This is a genomic window from Streptomyces sp. NPDC020958 (assembly GCF_055562175.1).
Window position 1 is genome coordinate 620,445 of the sequence record NZ_JBVHFU010000004.1, and the last position, 15,960, is coordinate 636,404.

At 70.5% G+C, this 15,960-nt stretch carries 15 protein-coding genes and 1 pseudogene; 10 read left to right on the forward strand and 6 right to left on the reverse strand.

Features of this window, described 5'->3' with window-relative positions; genetic code table 11:
* The first annotated feature begins 140 nt into the window (after positions 1-140).
* The 4 genes from ACZ3KP_RS16780 to ACZ3KP_RS16795 all read left to right on the forward strand — a co-directional run bounded on the left by ACZ3KP_RS16780 (position 141) and on the right by ACZ3KP_RS16795 (position 3,758).
* Positions 141-1,229 (forward strand): S1C family serine protease, encoded by a 1,089-nt coding sequence (locus ACZ3KP_RS16780; protein WP_467500183.1) that lies wholly within the window; start codon positions 141-143, stop codon positions 1,227-1,229.
* A gap of 42 nt (positions 1,230-1,271) precedes the next feature.
* On the forward strand, positions 1,272-1,511 hold the full coding sequence (locus ACZ3KP_RS16785; RefSeq protein ID WP_467500185.1) for a hypothetical protein: 240 nt from the start codon (positions 1,272-1,274) through the stop codon (positions 1,509-1,511).
* An 88-nt stretch (positions 1,512-1,599) separates the two neighbouring features.
* Positions 1,600-2,334 (forward strand): response regulator transcription factor, encoded by a 735-nt coding sequence (locus ACZ3KP_RS16790; protein WP_132892101.1) that lies wholly within the window; start codon positions 1,600-1,602, stop codon positions 2,332-2,334.
* The gene (locus ACZ3KP_RS16795; RefSeq protein WP_467500187.1) at positions 2,331-3,758 is read left to right on the forward strand and encodes a sensor histidine kinase; all 1,428 of its coding nucleotides are present in this window, start codon (positions 2,331-2,333) and stop codon (positions 3,756-3,758) included. Before ACZ3KP_RS16790 ends, ACZ3KP_RS16795 begins: the two co-directional genes overlap by 4 nt.
* Positions 3,759-3,862: 104 nt before the next feature.
* On the opposite strand, the gene ACZ3KP_RS16800 is transcribed toward ACZ3KP_RS16795, so the two are convergent.
* The 3 genes and pseudogenes from ACZ3KP_RS16800 to ACZ3KP_RS16810 form a co-directional block, all read right to left on the reverse strand.
* A complete protein-coding gene (locus ACZ3KP_RS16800; RefSeq protein ID WP_467500189.1) occupies positions 3,863-4,282 on the reverse strand; it encodes a hypothetical protein in 420 nt (139 codons plus the stop codon).
* 357 nt (positions 4,283-4,639) lie between these two features.
* Positions 4,640-4,928, reverse strand: a pseudogene (locus ACZ3KP_RS16805) (DUF397 domain-containing protein).
* Positions 4,929-5,529: 601 nt separating this feature from the next.
* The gene (locus tag ACZ3KP_RS16810) at positions 5,530-6,177 is read right to left on the reverse strand and encodes a Uma2 family endonuclease (protein WP_467500191.1); all 648 of its coding nucleotides are present in this window, start codon (positions 6,175-6,177) and stop codon (positions 5,530-5,532) included.
* 246 nt (positions 6,178-6,423) lie between these two features.
* Here ACZ3KP_RS16810 and ACZ3KP_RS16815 point away from each other — a divergent pair, with 246 nt between their 5' ends.
* Complete coding sequence (locus ACZ3KP_RS16815) at positions 6,424-7,164, forward strand: PH domain-containing protein (protein ID WP_467500193.1); 741 nt, start codon at positions 6,424-6,426, stop codon at positions 7,162-7,164.
* Here ACZ3KP_RS16815 and ACZ3KP_RS16820 read toward each other — a convergent pair whose 3' ends face one another.
* Entirely contained in the window at positions 7,165-8,952 is a 1,788-nt protein-coding gene (locus ACZ3KP_RS16820; protein WP_467500195.1) for an ABC transporter ATP-binding protein, read from the reverse strand.
* A 622-nt stretch (positions 8,953-9,574) separates the two neighbouring features.
* The gene (locus ACZ3KP_RS16825) at positions 9,575-11,371 is read right to left on the reverse strand and encodes a bifunctional metallophosphatase/5'-nucleotidase (protein WP_467500197.1); all 1,797 of its coding nucleotides are present in this window, start codon (positions 11,369-11,371) and stop codon (positions 9,575-9,577) included.
* Between the two features lie 168 nt (positions 11,372-11,539).
* Here ACZ3KP_RS16825 and mshD point away from each other — a divergent pair, with 168 nt between their 5' ends.
* Complete coding sequence (gene mshD / locus ACZ3KP_RS16830) at positions 11,540-12,469, forward strand: mycothiol synthase (protein WP_467500199.1); 930 nt, start codon at positions 11,540-11,542, stop codon at positions 12,467-12,469.
* A 7-nt stretch (positions 12,470-12,476) separates the two neighbouring features.
* Here mshD and ACZ3KP_RS16835 read toward each other — a convergent pair whose 3' ends face one another.
* The gene (locus ACZ3KP_RS16835) at positions 12,477-12,677 is read right to left on the reverse strand and encodes a hypothetical protein (protein ID WP_467500201.1); all 201 of its coding nucleotides are present in this window, start codon (positions 12,675-12,677) and stop codon (positions 12,477-12,479) included.
* Positions 12,678-12,838: 161 nt separating this feature from the next.
* Here ACZ3KP_RS16835 and ACZ3KP_RS16840 point away from each other — a divergent pair, with 161 nt between their 5' ends.
* Genes ACZ3KP_RS16840 through ACZ3KP_RS16855 form a run of 4 tightly spaced genes read left to right on the forward strand, consistent with a single transcriptional unit; the run spans position 12,839 to position 15,856 of the window.
* Positions 12,839-13,222, forward strand: coding sequence for a GntR family transcriptional regulator (locus ACZ3KP_RS16840; RefSeq protein ID WP_132892108.1), 384 nt, complete (start codon positions 12,839-12,841; stop codon positions 13,220-13,222).
* Positions 13,222-14,100, forward strand: coding sequence for an ABC transporter ATP-binding protein (locus tag ACZ3KP_RS16845; RefSeq protein WP_467500203.1), 879 nt, complete (start codon positions 13,222-13,224; stop codon positions 14,098-14,100). The genes ACZ3KP_RS16840 and ACZ3KP_RS16845 overlap by 1 nt, the downstream gene beginning before the upstream one ends.
* Positions 14,097-14,996, forward strand: coding sequence for an ABC transporter permease (locus ACZ3KP_RS16850; protein WP_467500205.1), 900 nt, complete (start codon positions 14,097-14,099; stop codon positions 14,994-14,996). Before ACZ3KP_RS16845 ends, ACZ3KP_RS16850 begins: the two co-directional genes overlap by 4 nt.
* Entirely contained in the window at positions 14,993-15,856 is an 864-nt protein-coding gene (locus ACZ3KP_RS16855; RefSeq protein WP_467500207.1) for a hypothetical protein, read from the forward strand. The genes ACZ3KP_RS16850 and ACZ3KP_RS16855 overlap by 4 nt, the downstream gene beginning before the upstream one ends.
* The last annotated feature ends 104 nt before the right edge of the window (positions 15,857-15,960 follow it).

The window sequence follows — 15,960 nt, forward strand, 5'->3', positions numbered from 1 at the left end:
CTGGTCGGGCAGTTCCCCGCGCCCCCGCACCCACAGGAACACCTTCATGAACGACCCCTTATATCGGGCAAACGAGGTTCTCGCGGCGTTCTCAGCGGGCACTCAGGAAGCTCTCATGGTCGCGGGACAAGCTTCTAGTCATGACCGAGAGCTTCCGCCGCAGCGGCGAGTACGAGAACCCGCAGGGTCCCCAGGGTGACGCCTACCAGGGCGCGTACCCCCAGCAGCAGCACGCCTCCGCTCCCACTCCCACCCCCGTGAACCCGGAGTGGCCGCCCCCGCCCTCGCACCAGCCGGGGCAGGCGGCGCAGCAGCCCGACGGCGCCGAGCACTCGGTCCACGGCGGGAAGAAGCGGGCCCGCGGCCCGATGGCCCTGCTCGCGGCGGTCGCGATCGTCGCCGCGGCGGTCGGTGGCGCCACGGCGTACGGATTCCAGGAGCTGACCGGCAAGGACCAGGTCGTCTCCAGCAGCACCACCACCAACGTGGTCCCCTCCAGCAAGAAGGGCGACGTCGCCGCGATCGCCGCCGCCGTCAGCCCGAGCGTCGTGGAGATCACCGCGACCCTCAGCAACGGCACCTCCACCGGTTCCGGCGTGATCGTCACCAGTGACGGTCAGATCGTCACCAACAACCACGTGATCTCCGGCGCCCAGTCCATAAAGGTGACGACCAGCACCGGCAGGTCGTACACGGCCAAGGTCGTCGGCACCGACAGCGCCAAGGACCTCGCGCTCATCAAGCTCCAGGGCGCCTCCGGTCTCAAGGTCGCCACCCTCGGCAACTCCGACGGCGTCCAGGTCGGCGACACGGTCGTGGCGATCGGCTCCCCCGAGGGCCTGAGCGGCACCGTCACCAGCGGCATCGTCTCCGCGCTCAACCGGGACGTCACTGTCTCCACCGACGAGGGCCAGGACCAGCAGGGCCAGGGCGGCGACGGCCAGTGGCCGTTCTCGTTCGGCGGCCGCCAGTTCAACGGCGACACCGGTTCGTCGACGACGACCTACAAGGCCATCCAGACGGACGCCTCGTTGAACCCCGGCAACTCCGGCGGCGCCCTCATCGACGCCGGCGGCAACATCATCGGCATCAACTCGGCGATGTACTCGGCCAGTTCGAGCTCCTCCTCGTCCTCCTCGGACGCGGGCAGCGTCGGCCTCGGCTTCGCCATCCCGATCAACACCGTGAAGGCCGACCTGGCCAAGCTGCGGTCCGGCTCCACCAGCTGAACCACCCGCACGAGCACGTAGTCACGTAGCAGGGAGTACGTCATGATCAAGCAGGTTTCGCACCAGGTGACCGGCAACGCCCCCGCCGACCTCGTACTGGCCCTCGCGGTGGCGTACGAACTCCACGCCCCCACCGAGGCGGCCCCGCCGACCCCGGCGACCCCGGCCCCCCGCGCCCCGGAGCTGGTGCCGGCCCCGCAGCTGATGGGCCTGCGCACCTCCGCCGCTCGGCCGCACCAGCGCAAGGTGCCGCTGAGCCGCATGACCCTGGTCCGCGGCTGAGCCGCCGCGCATACGCGACAGCCCGGAAACATGCGAGGCTGAGAGACGTCCCGACCGAGACCCACCGCACCCCGAGGAAACGCGAGCGATGAGCCCCGCCGAAGGCGACCGTGACCCCCAGCGCATCCTGATCGTCGACGACGAACCGGCCGTACGCGAAGCGCTCCAGCGCAGCCTCGCCTTCGAGGGGTACGAGACCGAGGTCGCCGTCGACGGCGCGGACGCCCTGGAGAAGGCCACCGCCTACAAGCCGGACCTGATCGTCCTGGACATCCAGATGCCGCGGATGGACGGGATGACCGCGGCCCGCCGGATCCGCGGGGCGGGCGACACCACCCCCATCCTGATGCTGACGGCCCGCGACACGGTCGGCGACCGGGTCACCGGGCTCGACGCGGGGGCCGACGACTACCTGGTCAAGCCCTTCGAGCTGGACGAACTCTTCGCCCGCATCCGAGCGCTGCTGCGCCGCAGCTCCTACGCGGCCTCCGTGTCCGAAGCGGCCCAGGAGGACGAGGCGCTCACCTTCGGCGACCTGCGCATGGACCTCGCGACACGGGAGGTGACCCGGGCCGGCCGCCAGGTGGAACTCACCCGTACCGAGTTCACCCTCCTGGAGATGTTCATGGCACACCCGCGCCAGGTCCTCACCCGCGAGCAGATCCTCAAGGCCGTCTGGGGCTTCGACTTCGAGCCCTCCTCCAACTCCCTCGACGTGTACGTCATGTACCTCCGCCGCAAGACCGAGGCGGGCGGCGAACCCCGCCTCGTCCACACCGTGCGCGGCGTCGGGTACGTCCTGCGCCAGGGCGGCGCCGAGTGAACACCCTCGCCCGCCGCTTCCGCGCGCTCCCGATCCGCGCCCGCCTGTCGATGCTGGTCGCGGCAGCGGTGGCGTTCGCGGTGGCGGCGGTCTCGGTGACGTGCTGGTTCATCGTCCAGGGAAAGCTGTACGACCAGCTCAGGAACGACCTGGAGAGGCAGCAGCACGGGCCAGCAGTGGGCGCGGCCATAGACGTCGCCCTCGCCGACTGCTCCGAGTCGCCCCAGGGCAACACCAACTACCGGAGCAACTACGGCCAGGTGGTCACGGCGGACGGCACGATCTGCCTCATGCCCGGCTCCACGGACGAGGTCAAGGTCACCCAGGACGACAAGAACGTCATCAGGAGCGGAGACACCGGCACGCTCTACTTCCGCAACGGCACCGACAGGGACGGCGCCGCGGTACGCGTGATGACCCAGGTGTTCGCGACCCGGAGCGGCTCCTACATCGGACTGGTCAACGCTCTTCCCCTGAAGAGCACCCAGAACACCCTCAACGACCTCGCCCTGATCCTCCTGCTCGTCTCCGGTGTCGGAGTCCTCGGCGCGGGAGCCGCGGGCCTCGCGGTCGCCCGGGCCGGTCTGCGCCCCATCGACGAACTCACCGAAGCCGTCGAACACGTTGCCCGCACCGAGGACCTCAGCGTCCGCATTCCGGTGGAGAAGGAGGCGGACGACGAGGTGGCCCGGCTCTCCCGCTCCTTCAACAGCATGACCACGTCCCTGGCCAGCTCCCGCGAGCTCCAGCAGCAGCTCATCGCGGACGCCGGCCACGAGCTGCGCACCCCCCTCACGTCGCTCCGCACGAACATCGAACTGCTCACCCGCAGCGAGGAGACCGGCCGCCCGCTCCCGCCCGCCGACCGCAAGGCACTGCTCGCCTCGGTGAAGGCCCAGATGACCGAGCTGGCCTCGCTGATCGGCGACCTTCAGGAGTTGTCCCGCTCGGAGGGGCAGCGCGGCGAACGCGTCCAGGTCGTCGCCCTTCAGGACACGGTCGAGGCGGCCCTGCGCCGCGCCCGCCTGCGCGGCCCGGAGCTGACGATCACGGCGGACGTCCAGCCCTGGTTCGTACGCGCGGAACCCTCCGCCCTGGAGCGGGCGATCGTCAACATCCTCGACAACGCGGTGAAGTTCAGCCCCGAGGGCGGCACCATCGAGGTGGCCCTGGACCGGGGCGTCCTCACGGTCCGCGACCACGGCCCCGGCATCGCGGAGGACGAACTCCCCCACGTCTTCGACCGCTTCTGGCGCTCCCCGAGCGCGAGGGCCCTCCCGGGCTCGGGGCTGGGCCTGTCGATCGTGGCGCGCACGGTGCGGCAGGCAGGCGGCGAAGTGACTCTGGCCCATGCCAACGGCGGCGGCACCGTGGCGACCGTACGGCTACCGGGGGCGCCTACGGCTCCGCCGGAGGCGCCGTAGCTCAATCTCTCCAAAGGCCGATGCCCCTAGCATCCGCGGATGCTAGGGGCATCGGATCACACCGTTCAAAACCTCACATCAGAGCCCTGGATTCTGAGGGGGGATCAGCTGGTCACGGTGTGGATCCGAATCGAATCCGGATCGACCGTATTGTTTTTCACCAAATAGGTGTCAAGGTGAAACTTCGTATTCTCCGGAAGGTTCCCCGTTGACCACGAGCTGCAGTACCCCGCCGCGTGGCCACTGGTTGAGATGCTCCGTATGGTCTGTGTTTCATTTCCAAAGGAGTCGATCGCGACCAGCGTGGCTAGCACGGCATAGCCGTCGCTCTTCTCGTCACAAACCCTGAAAGAGTCACCAGGAATGGTCGTCCCATGCGGGTCGGCAGCCCAATCCGCCTCGCCACCGGGAACATCGATCACCTGGTAACCGAGGTCTACCGCAGACGCCGAGTTGGTCATCGCGGCGCTCGCAACCATGGCGACGGCTACGACGAAGAGTCCGGCCGGTCTACGCTTGTACATGCACTTTCCCCCAAAGTTCCCTCGGTCCACACTCAAGGACCACACGGACTGTACACGTCAACTGCACAGCGAACAAAGGCAATTCGCGACGGCCGCAGCCATCTGTGGGTCGTGGAGACTCCCAGGAACGCTCCATGCCGGCGACCGGATACTCGTGTCTTCGACGAGCGCCCCCGGCTGACGCCCCACTACCGGGCCATGAACGCAGGCACAAGGAGTGTGCGCTCTGCCCGCAAAGTGTCCGGCGTCCCCGCTCCGGCATCTGCGGGATGACCTGATCGTTCTCCGTGGTGTGAGTGGTCATGACCGATGCCCTCCCGCGACGCGTCAGGTCTTCGACCATAGCCGCTTCGCGCATCAAGCCCTCGGGCATATATCGCCCGAATGTGCGCGACCGGCCTCTCTCTTGACTCCGGCCACGAACACGGACCAGGACACGGCCGAGAAGACGAGGTGGCCGGCGGACGGGAGTTTGCTGTCCCCGACGGGAACTATGCCGGTGGCCGTCGGCGACCTCAACGCAGTCGTTGACTCCAACCTCGCTGTAGCTCGACTTGTACCAGGCGGCGGTTTTGAGGACTTCGCCCGCGGGGTGCTGTCTGAGGTCCAGACAACGGCTGACGGCGATGAGGCAGTCGAGGAACAGGGGGCGGCTCGTCTCGGGGGGCTCCCGCCGAGAACGGCAGTATCTGGAGCATCACGTTGGGCCAGTGCGCGGTGGTCTCAAGGTGAAGCAGCTGGTTCTGCCAAGCCCAAAAGCGAACACCTAAATGGTCGCGACGATCGCCGGTTGTCGAAGACCTGCTGGCGCAGAAGCTCACCGCCGCGCAGATCGCCGAAACTGCCCTCGTTCGAGTCGGCTCAGCCCGCTCTTGTCGATCCTTGCCCGTTCCTGTCCCCCCCGACGCACGGCCTTCCTGACCGGGCGAGACGCCGAATACCTGAGCCCCTCGCCCCACACCCTCTACGTCTGGCGTCACCAGCCGCCAAGGACCGCCGAGCTTCCGTATGGGGCCGTGTGGCCGCGCATGTACCGGCTGGAGGCCCTCGACGCCTGGGTTCGAGAGCAAGAGCAGGCTGATTCGCGCTCCAACACGACCCTGAGCCCGCTCAACGCGGATGCGCTCGGACTACGACTCGAGCGCCGAGGGCGGCGAGCCGTCAGACTGGCCACCATCCACACCGTAGTCCCGTCACGGTCCCATCAGTCCAGCATCAGGACGGCTTCACCTGTTCGTGGGCTGTGATCACCCGCGCTTCGGTCCCGTGATCGCCTCCCCGATCACGAAGCCCTTCGTCGGGCCTTCGGGAACGGTGACCTCGGTGCCGTAGGGGACGCGGTGGACTCCCACCCAGTCGGCCTTGTCGGGGTCAGGTTCAGTGAGGACCGTGACCGTGCCGTGGCTGTCATAATCGTCGATGATCACGTAGACGGGGATGCCGGCGCGGGCGTACTCACGGCGCTTACGGACACGGTCTCGGTCCTGGTTGCGCTTGCCGGGTGAGACGACCTCGGCGATGAGGGCGACAGCAGAAGCAGCCACCCCCAGTTGTTCCTCGTCTCCGTGCGGCTCCAGGTCTTCGGGAGCGATGAGGATGTCAGGAATCCATCCCTTGCGCTCGTGGATGACGTTGGTGTCCTGAAACGCCCCGTGCTCTCCCTCACCCAGGAACCGCACCAGTGCGTTGCGGAGGCGGTTGACGATTTGAGCGTGGGACAGACGACCGGTGGGCGACACCTCGATGGCTCCCTCGATGATCTCGGCGCGGTAGCCCTCGGGGAGTTCCATTGCCTTCCATGCCTGCCACAGGACCTCGTCCAGGTCGGGTCCGTCGAAGAGTTCGGCCTGAGCCTCGGACATGGTCTTGGGCCTCTCCTGTGCGAGAGCGGTCAAGGTGACACCACCTCCTCAAGTGTGGGCTGGGCGTGCCTGCGGCACAAGCAACGCGATCACGGTAGGTAAGTCGACGCCGTTGACCTGGCGAAATGACGCCAGATCACCCGTTCGAGCGAAGGTGGAACGGTCCGGTGTCGCCCGGCTCGAAGCACACCCCTGGCCTGGCATCGGGGCCCGCAGCGGGCCGCCGTACTCTCTCCTCAGTCGCGTGCCTGTTCGGTGCGCCTGGGGAGGGCACGGATCGTGTGCGAGGGTGGAGTCGAGCGGGAGTACCGGAGGCGTCGCAAGCCGCCGCTGGCGTACCTCGTCCTGCCAGGGGTACTGGTGGTGAACGCGTTCATCCAGACCAGCCGGTTCTACGGAGACCGGGGCGGGGACGGCAGCGACCGGTGGGGGCCGCCGGTCTTCGCGGTGCTGCTGGTCCTGGCGGTCGCGCGGGTCGCGCTGGAGCAGTTCCGGGCGCACACCAGGGTCACGGCCGCCGGCATCACCGCACAGGGGCCGGTGCGTGCGCGGACCTGGGCCTGGTCCGAGATATACGACATCCGGGTCGAGCAGGCCCCGCGCGGTTCCGGGCGGGGGGCACCCCAGTGGCTCACCTACCTGTACGACCACCGGGGCCGCCGCTTCCTGCTGTGGCAGCTCAATGACTGGCAGCTGGACGACCCCTACGCCGAGGTCGCCGAGCTGTGCCTGGCCGCCGCGCCGCTGCGCAGCTTCACCTGGGAGCCGCGCCCGGACGTCGAGGAGCGGATCCGGCGGGGGGCCGTGCGCCGCAGGGCGTGGCTGTGGGGAGCGTACGGGACGATCGTGTCGGTGTTCCTCATGCTGGTGGTCGGCTTCGCACTGATCGTCACCGGGCGCTCGGACCATCCCTTCCTGCTGATCGTGTGCGTCCCGGTGGCCGTCGGCGTCGTCCTGGGCGCCGTACTCCAGTGGTACTGGAGCGTCCGCCCGCCCCGTTCCCTCACCCCGCAGCCCTAGCTACCACCTGAGGATCATCGTCTCGTCCAGGACGGGGGCCGGGTCCGGCGCGATCGTCTCCGGAAGGGGGTGGGCGAGGTCCGCGTAGGCGCCGCCGTGGGCGAGGAGTTCGGCGTGGGTGCCCGCCTCCACCAGGCGGCCCCGGTCCACGACCAGGATGCGGTCGGCGTCGGGGGCGAGCGTGAGATCGTGCGTGATCATGATGGTCGTACGGCCCGCCATCAGGGTGCGCAGGGGGGCGACGACCTGGCGGGCGGCGATCGCGTCCAGGCCCGCCGTCGGCTCGTCGAGGACGAGGACCGGGGCGGCGCGCAGCATCGCGCGGGCGATGGCGATCCGCTGGAGCTGGCCGCCGGAGAGGGCGGCCGTGCCGGGGGCGATGGGGGTGTCGTAGCCCTCGGGGAGTGCGGTGATGAAGGCGTGGGCTGCGGCGTCCCGTGCGGCCTGCTCGATCTCGGTGTCCGTGGCGCCGGGGCGGCCGCAGGCGATGTTCTCGCGGACCGTGCCGTTGAGGATGAGCGTCTGCTGCGGGAGCAGGGCGACGTTCTCGCGGAGGAACTCCAGGGGTACGTCGGTGAGCGGGACGCCGTCCAGGCAGATCACGCCGGCGGAGGGGTCGTAGAAGCGGGTGAGGAGCTTGGCGACGGTGGACTTGCCAGCGCCGCTCTTGCCGGTGACCAGGATCAGTTCGCCGGGCCCGGCCGTGAAGCCGACGTCCCGGAGGGAGGCGCGGGGGGACTCCGGGTAGCGGAAGGAGACGTCGTGGAAGCTGACCCAGCCGTGGACCGGCCAGGGGCCGACGGGTTCGGCGGGGTCGGTGACGGCGGGCTCGGCGTCCAGGATCTCGCCGATGCGCTCCGCGCCCGCGGTGGCCGCGGTGAGGGTGAGGCCGAGCTGGCCGAGGTTGCGGACCGGCGGGTAGAGGTAGCCGAGGAACGCGGCGAAGGCGAGGAGCTGACCGAGGGTCATGCGGTCCGCGGAGATCTCCCAGACGCCCAGGCCGATGACGGCGAGCACGCAGAAGGTCTCCACGACCTCGACGAACTGGGCGTACATCTCACTGAGCCGGGCCCCGCGCACGCTCGCCCGCAGCCAGGCGCGGGCCTCCACGTCGAGGCGCTTCTCCTCGTCCCGGCGGCGGTTGTAGGCCTGGGTGAGGACGACGTTGCCGAGGGACTCCTCGACCACGGAGGTGATCGCGCCGTCGGCGACCCGCTCGTCCTGGGAGGCGGTCCTGATCCGGCCCGAGAAGCGGCGGGCGGCGAACAGGAACAGGGGCGCGAGGACGAAGGTGGCCAGCGCCAGGTCCCAGCGCAGCCAGCAGGCGGCGGTCGCGTAGAAGACGGCGGAGAACGCGGCGGCGACGGTGCCGACGACACCGGAGACGACCATCTGCTCGATGGCCTCGACGTCACCGGTGAGGCGTTCGACCAGGTCGCCCTGGCGGTGCCGCTGGAAGAAGTGCGGGGGCAGGTCCTGGACGTGCCGGAAGACCTTGGCGCGCAGGCGCAGCACGAATCTCTCGGCGGTCCAGGTGGCCAGCGAGTTGCCGAGGTAGCCGACGAACGCGCCGACCGCGGCGACCAGCAGCCAGGCGCCGGCCGGGCCCCAGAAGGCGGACAGCGAACCGGCCTTGAGGGCGTTGTCGGTGAGGTCCGCGAAGAGCAGGATCGCGGCGGTCTCGGCGAGCGCGGACACCACCACGCACGTGATGATCATCCAGAGCCACTTGCGGTCGCCGCGGGTCAGCGGCCAGAAACGGCGGAAGGCGGCACGGGCCTCTCTCATGGTCGGCAACTCCCTTCGCACGGAGGTGCGCACGGCCGAGGCGGGGCCACCGGTCGCGATCAGGCCTGACCGGTGACCCCGCCTCGCGGTGCGCTGCCTCAGCCGTTGTCCACGGGACGGCGCTTCGGAGCCGGCTTCTTCGGGGCGGGCTTCTTCGGCGCCGGGGCGGGCTCGTGGTGCTTCTTCACCGGGGCGATCTTGCGGAAGCTCATGATGACGTACCTCTCGGCTGTGAATTAATGTGGATTACTTCTGTGAATTCTTTGTCAGCACTCGTCGCCGATGGGTCGACGCTTCGGAGCCGGCTTCTTCGCCACCGGCTTCTTCGGGGCGGGGGCGGGCTTCTGGTGCTTCTTGACCGGGGCAATCTTGCGGAAGCTCATGGTTTCTCCTTCGATTCATTCGCTCTGTCGTCCGCGCCGTTCGCTTTCGACAAGGAAGACATTACGTGATCCGCGCATCGAGAAAAGCCATTTTCGCTAAGACATGAATGAATTACAGCTGAGACATATTTTCAGAAGCAACGGGGAACCGAACGGAACTTCACACAGGTTTTATGAAACAGAACGGGCCCGGTGCACGCGTGTGCGCGCACCGGGCCCGTGGGTTACCGCACGGGGGACTACCGCACGATCGTGATGCGGTCGGCGGCCGGCGGTGCGAGGGGGTTCGTCGCCGAGGAGTTGGCCGTCAGGTACCGCGCGAGGGCGGACAGGTCGTCCGTGCCGACCAGGTCGTCGGTGCCCTGGCCGAGGGTGGTGAAGCCGTCGCCGCCGCCCGCGAGGAAGGAGTTGGTGGCGACGCGGTAGGTGGCGGCCGGGTCGATCGCCTTGCCGTCGAGGCGGATCGAGTCGCCGACGACGCGGTCCGCGCCGGTCTTCGTCAGGTCCAGGGTGTACGTCAGGTTCCGCGAGGGCTGGAGGATCTTCGGGGCCGCCGCGTTGCCCCCGCTCACCTGCTCCTTGAGCACCTGGACCAGCTGGGCGCCGGTGAAGCTCTGGAGGTTCACGGTGTTGGCGAAGGGCTGGACCGTGAAGCCCTCGGCGTAGGTGACGACCCCGTCGCCCTCACCGGCCTTGGCCGCGTAGGTGAGGCCGGCGCGCACCCCGCCCGGGTTCATCAGCGCCAGGTCGGTCTCCGGGTCCAGCTCCCTGCCGTAGGCGAACTGGGCGTCGGCGATGAGGTCGCCCATCGGGGACTCGGTGCCGGTGTTGGCCACGTCGGCGGAGATGTAGCCGATCGGGCGGTTGCCGATGGGGGCGGCGAGGGCGTTCCACTTGCTGATCAGCCGGGTCATGTCGGGCGCCTTGGCGACGTCCCGGGTGACCACGCGGTTCGCGGACTTCACGGCCGTACGCGCGATGTCGCCGGTGCGGCGGTCGTACGTGAGGGTGGTGTCGGTGTACAGGCGGCCGAAGGAGGCGGCCGAGGTGACCATGCGGGGGTGGCCGGCCGGGTCGTCGATCGTGCAGACGTACGCGTTGTGGGTGTGGCCGGTGACGAGGGCGTCCACCGCCGGGGTCACGTTCTTCGCGATGTCGACGATCGGACCGGAGACGCCGTCACCGGCGCCCGGCGCGTCGCAGTCGTAGTTGTACGACGACGAGCTCGGGAAGCCGCCCTCGTGGACCAGCGCCACGATCGACTGGACGCCCTGGCGCTGCAGCACCTTGGCGTACTTGTTGATCGTCTCGACCTCGTCCTTGAAGGCGAGGCCCTTGACGCCGTCGGCGGAGACGATGCCCGGCGTGCCCTCCAGGGTGACGCCGATGAACCCGATCCGCACGTCCTTCTTCTGCCAGACCCAGTACGGCTTGAGGATCGGCTGGTGCGTCTTCTCGTCGAGGACGTTGGCGGCGAGGTAGGGGAAGTCGGCGCCCTTGAACCGCTTGTCGGTGTAGCAGCCGTCGGTGGGGTGGCAGCCGCCGTCCTGGAGGCGGGCGAGTTCCTTCGCGCCCTCGTCGAACTCGTGGTTGCCGACCGTCGTCACGTCCAGGTCGAGCTCGTTCAACGCCTCGATGGTGGGCTCGTCGTGGAAGAGCCCGGAGATCAGCGGGGAGGCGCCGACCATGTCACCGCCGGCGGCCGTGACGGAGTACGGGTGGCCCGCACGGGCCTCGCGCAGATGCGTGGCGAGGTACTCCACACCGCCCGCGTCGATCGTCTTCGTCGTCCCGTCGGCCTCGGTCTCGGCGACCCGGCCGGAGGAGCCCGCCGGCGGTTCGAGGTTGCCGTGCAGGTCGTTGAAGGAGAGCAGTTGGACGTCCTGGTAGCGGCCCGGCCGCGGGTGTCCGTGCCCGCCGCCGGTGTGCGCGTCGGCGGGCAGTGCGCTCGCGAGCGCGGCGGCGGTGGCGAGCCCTACGGCGGACGCGAGCACGGCGTAGGCACGGCGTCCGGACGGGCGGGAAGTGGCCGGCATGAAACCCCCCTGTGGGTCTGCTGAGAAGTGGCCCGGTCCGGCGCAGCCTAGGGTCAACGCGCGTAGCGCAACAGAGGTTTCTTGGTTACATCCTGGTTGCCTTTTGCCCCGCCTTTTACCTTCACCCGTGCACCCGTTCCGCCCGTGCGGGCCCGTACCCTCGTACGCATGACCAGCGACGACACCGCACGGCCGCCCATGTACTCCCGCTCCGTCGACACCTGCTCGGCGCTCACCGAGGACCAGGCCGAGGCCGTCCTCACGCTGCTCACGGAGGCCGCGCGGGCCGACGGCCAGCAGCCGGTGTCCGAGCAGGGCCGCCTCCAGCTGCGCGGGGGCCCCCGGGACGGCGTCTCCCATCTGCTCCTCACCGTCGGCGGCGAACTCGTGGGCTACGCCCAGCTGGAGGACACGGACCCGGTGGAGGCACCGGCCGCCGAACTGGTCGTCCATCCGTCCCACCGGGGGCACGGGCACGGCCGCGCCCTGGGCAGCGCGCTGCTGGCGGCGACCGGCAAGCGACTGCGGGTGTGGGCGCACGGCGGGCACGCGGCGGCCCGGCACCTCGCGCAGGTCCTCGGCCTCACCCTGTTCCGCGAACTGCGCCAGCTGCGCCGTCCGTTGACGGACCTCGACCTGCCCGACCCGAAGCTCCCGGAGGGCGTGACGGTCCGTGCCTTCGTGCCCGGCAAGGACGACGCGGCCTGGCTCGCCCTGAACGCCGCCGCCTTCGCCCACCACCCCGAACAGGGCTCGCTCACCCAGCGCGACCTCGACGACCGCAAGGCCCAGCCCTGGTTCGACCCGGCCGGCTTCTTCCTGGCGGAGCGCGGGGGCGAACTCGTCGGCTTCCACTGGACGAAGGTGCACGAGGAGGAGGGCCTGGGCGAGGTGTACGTCCTAGGCGTCTCCCCCGCCGCCCAGGGCGGCGGCCTCGGCAAGTCCCTCACCACGATCGGCCTGCGCCACCTCGCCGGACGCGGCCTGCCGACGGCGATGCTCTACGTCGACGCGGACAACACGGCGGCGGTCACGGTCTACGAACGCCTGGGCTTCACCACCCACGAGACGGACCTGATGTACCGCACCGAGACCTGACCCCACCTCACCGCCCCGGCGGTCGCCGGCGGTTGATCAGGCGGGCGGACCTGCCCAGCACGGCGACGGCGACGGCCGCGGCGATTGCCTTGACGAGCGGTGCGGCGCCGCCGGCCAGGGTGGCCCCGGCGAGGAGGAGGACGACGGCCGCCGAGAGCCAGGGCATGGCTCTCTCGGCCGGACCTCCGTCGCGAAAGGGGTTCTCCATGCCTGTCTCCTCGTCCCGCCCGCCCGGCGGGTGATCCGCCGCCCTCCTCATCATGATCATGCCCGCGTCGGCCGTGAGCGCCCACAGCCACTCCGTTTGACTTTCCGGGCCGACTTCCACCACCCTTTCACTACTTAATTAGTGAAAGGGTGGTTGTACGGGTGGTCGAGTACCGCATCGACCGGCGCTCCGGCGTCGCCACCTACGTCCAGATCGTCCAGCAGACCAAGCAGGCCCTGCGCCTGGGGCACCTGCGGCCGGGAGACAGGCTGCCCACCGCCCGTGAGGTGGTCGAGGCCACCGCCATCAACCCCAACACCGTCCTCAAGGCCTACCGGGAGCTGGAGCGCGAGGGCCTGGTCGAGGCCCGGCGCGGTCTCGGCACCTTCGTGAGGCGCGCCCTGGGCACCGCACCGGCCGAGTCCCCGCTGCGCGGGGAGCTGGAGGCCTGGGCCGCACGGGCCCGCGAGGCCGGCCTGGACCGCGACGACGTGGCCGCGCTCTTCACCGCCGTACTGGAAAAGCACTTTCAGGGAGACAACTGATGACCGACACCGCGATAGCGGCCTCGGCACTGGGCAAGCGGTTCGGCCGGCGCGGGGGCTGGGCGCTGCGCGACTGCACCTTCCGGCTGCCCGCGGGGCGGGTCTGTGCCGTCGTCGGCCCCAACGGAGCGGGCAAGTCCACGCTCCTCGCCCTCGCCACCGGTCTGCTGGGCGCCACCGAGGGCGCGCTGACCGTCCTCGGCACCACCCCGGCCGAGGCCCGCGCCCGGGTCGGCTACGTCGCCCAGGACAAGCCGCTGTACCCGCAGCTCACGGTCGCCGAGACGCTCCGGATGGGCGCCGACCTCAACCCGGGGCGCTGGGACGCGACGGCCGCCGAGCGGATCGTGGCGGCCGGCGCACTGGACCCGAGGTCCAGGGTCCGCACCCTCTCCGGCGGCCAGCGCACCCGCGTCGCCCTGGCCCTCGCCCTCGGCAAGCGGCCCGAACTGCTGCTCCTGGACGAGCCGATGGCCGACCTCGACCCGCTGGCCCGGCACGAACTGATGGGCGTGCTGATGGTGCAGGCCGCCCAGTACGGCACCACCATCGCGATGTCCTCGCACGTGGTCGCCGAGCTGGAGGACTCCTGCGACCACCTGCTGCTGATCGGCGGCGGCCGGGTCCGGCTGGCCGGCGAGATCGACGACCTGCTGGCCGCCCACCGCCGGGTCGGCGCCCCCGCCGACGCCCCGCTCGCCCCGCACACCGTCGTCGAGTCCCGCACCACCGGCCGCCGGCTCAGCGCCCTGGTCCGCCCGACCGGCCCGCTGCCCGACGACTGGGACACCGACAGCCCCACCCTGGAAGAGCTGGTCCTCGGCCACCTCCGCAACCCCGAGGCCCCGGCCCTGGTCCCCGCCGAGGCCGCCGTATGACCGCCCTCACCGTACCCATGAGGCCCCGCCTGACCCGCTGGGTGCTGCGCCTGCACCGCCCCGCGCTGTACGCCTGGACGGCCCTCGTCCTGCTGACCTCCGTCCTGCTGATCCTCCTGCGGGGCCCGTTCGCCGACGCGGCCGCCGAGGGCTGGCGGCAGTACAACCGCTGCGCGTTCAGCGACCCGTGCGCGTACGACCAGAGCGCGATCCTGCGCTACAAGGACTGGTACAACTACGGCACCCTGACCATGTGCGCGCTGCCCTTCCTCGTCGCCGCGTGGGCGGGCGGGGCGCTCGTCGGCAGGGAACTGGAGTCGGGGACGGCCCGGTTGGCCTGGGCGCAGTCCAGCAGCCCGGTCCGCTGGCTGACCGTCCGGCTGGCGGTCCCGGCCGCCGCCGTCACCGCGGGGGCGGCCCTGCTGGCCTGGCTGCACCACCTGGTCTGGACCGCGGGCCGGGGCCGTATCGACACGGCCGCGCCCTGGTACGACCTCTTCACCTTCCACACCAACGGCCCCACGATCGTCGCCCTCACCCTCGCCGGCCTGGCCGCGGGCGCCCTGGCGGGGCTGCTGCTGCGGCGCGCGCTGCCCGCGCTGTCGGTCGCCCTGCTGCTGACGGGCGCGATCTGCGTCTCCTCCCAGGCCCTGCTGCCCCACCTGTGGCCGGCCCTCGGCCGCACCCGACCCGGGTTCTTCTTCTCGCCGTCCGGGTCCTGGCAGGTGAGCGGTGGCAGGACCGGAGGTCGGTACCACGTCGCCTATCACCCCTACGCCCACTACTGGCCGCTCCAGCTGACCGCAACGGCCCTCCTCCTCGCCGTCACGGCCCTGCTCACCCTCGGCTGCTACCTCGTGCTGCGCCGCCTGACCGGAAAGGCGGCCCGGGGATGACCGCGCCGACGCTGACGGGGCTCCCCCGGACCGTGCTGCGGCTGCACCGGCCGGCCCTGCTGATCTGGACCCTGTTCGTGGCCGGGACGTGCGGCTGGCTGGTGTGGCTGACGGAGGGCGCCCCGAAGGACCCGGGCCTGCGGGGACCGGCCTGCGCCGACACCTGCGACCGGCTCGCCTTCCTGCTCACCTACCCGACCCAGATGGACTGGGTCGGCACCCTGATCACCTACGCCTTCGTCGGCGCCGCCGCGTTCGCGGGCGGCGCTCTGATCGGTCGTGAACTGGAGTCGGGGACGGCCCGGCTGGCGTGGACGCAGGGCATCACCCCGGCCCGCTGGCTGGCCACCAAGCTGGCGCTGGCCGCCCTCGCGCTCGCCCTGGGCGGCACCACCCTCGTCCTGGTCTTCCGCTGGGCCTTCGCCGCCCAGGCCGACCCGGTCCGGACACTGGACTGGTCCTCCGCCTCGGTGTTCGCCGCACGCGGCCCGCTGCTGGTGGCGTACGCGCTGTGCGCGCTCGCCGTCGGCACGCTCACCGCGCTGCTGCTGGGGCGGGCGCTGGCCGCGCTGGGGACCGCGGCCGGGGCGATGTGGCTGTTCAACTCCGTGCTGACGTACTACCGCCCGCACCTGTGGTCCACCGACACCCGTACCGGGCCGCACGCCTTCGACCTGCCCGACGGCGACTGGGTGGTGGCCGAGGGGTCCACCGCGCACGGGCACTTCGCCGCCTACCACCCCGCGTCCCACTTCTGGCCGCTCCACCTCACCGAGACCGCGATCGTCCTCGCCGTCGCCGTCCTCGCCGTCCTCTGCTCCTTCCGGGCACTCAAGATCCGCCCGGCGGCCCCCGCGTAGGCGGGCCGCGCCGGCCGTCCCGGGGCCGGAAGCGTCGGTCCCGTGCGTCCCTCCTTCGGGGGAAGGGTGTACTGGATCGTCGCTTTCGTGAACCCCGGCGCCCC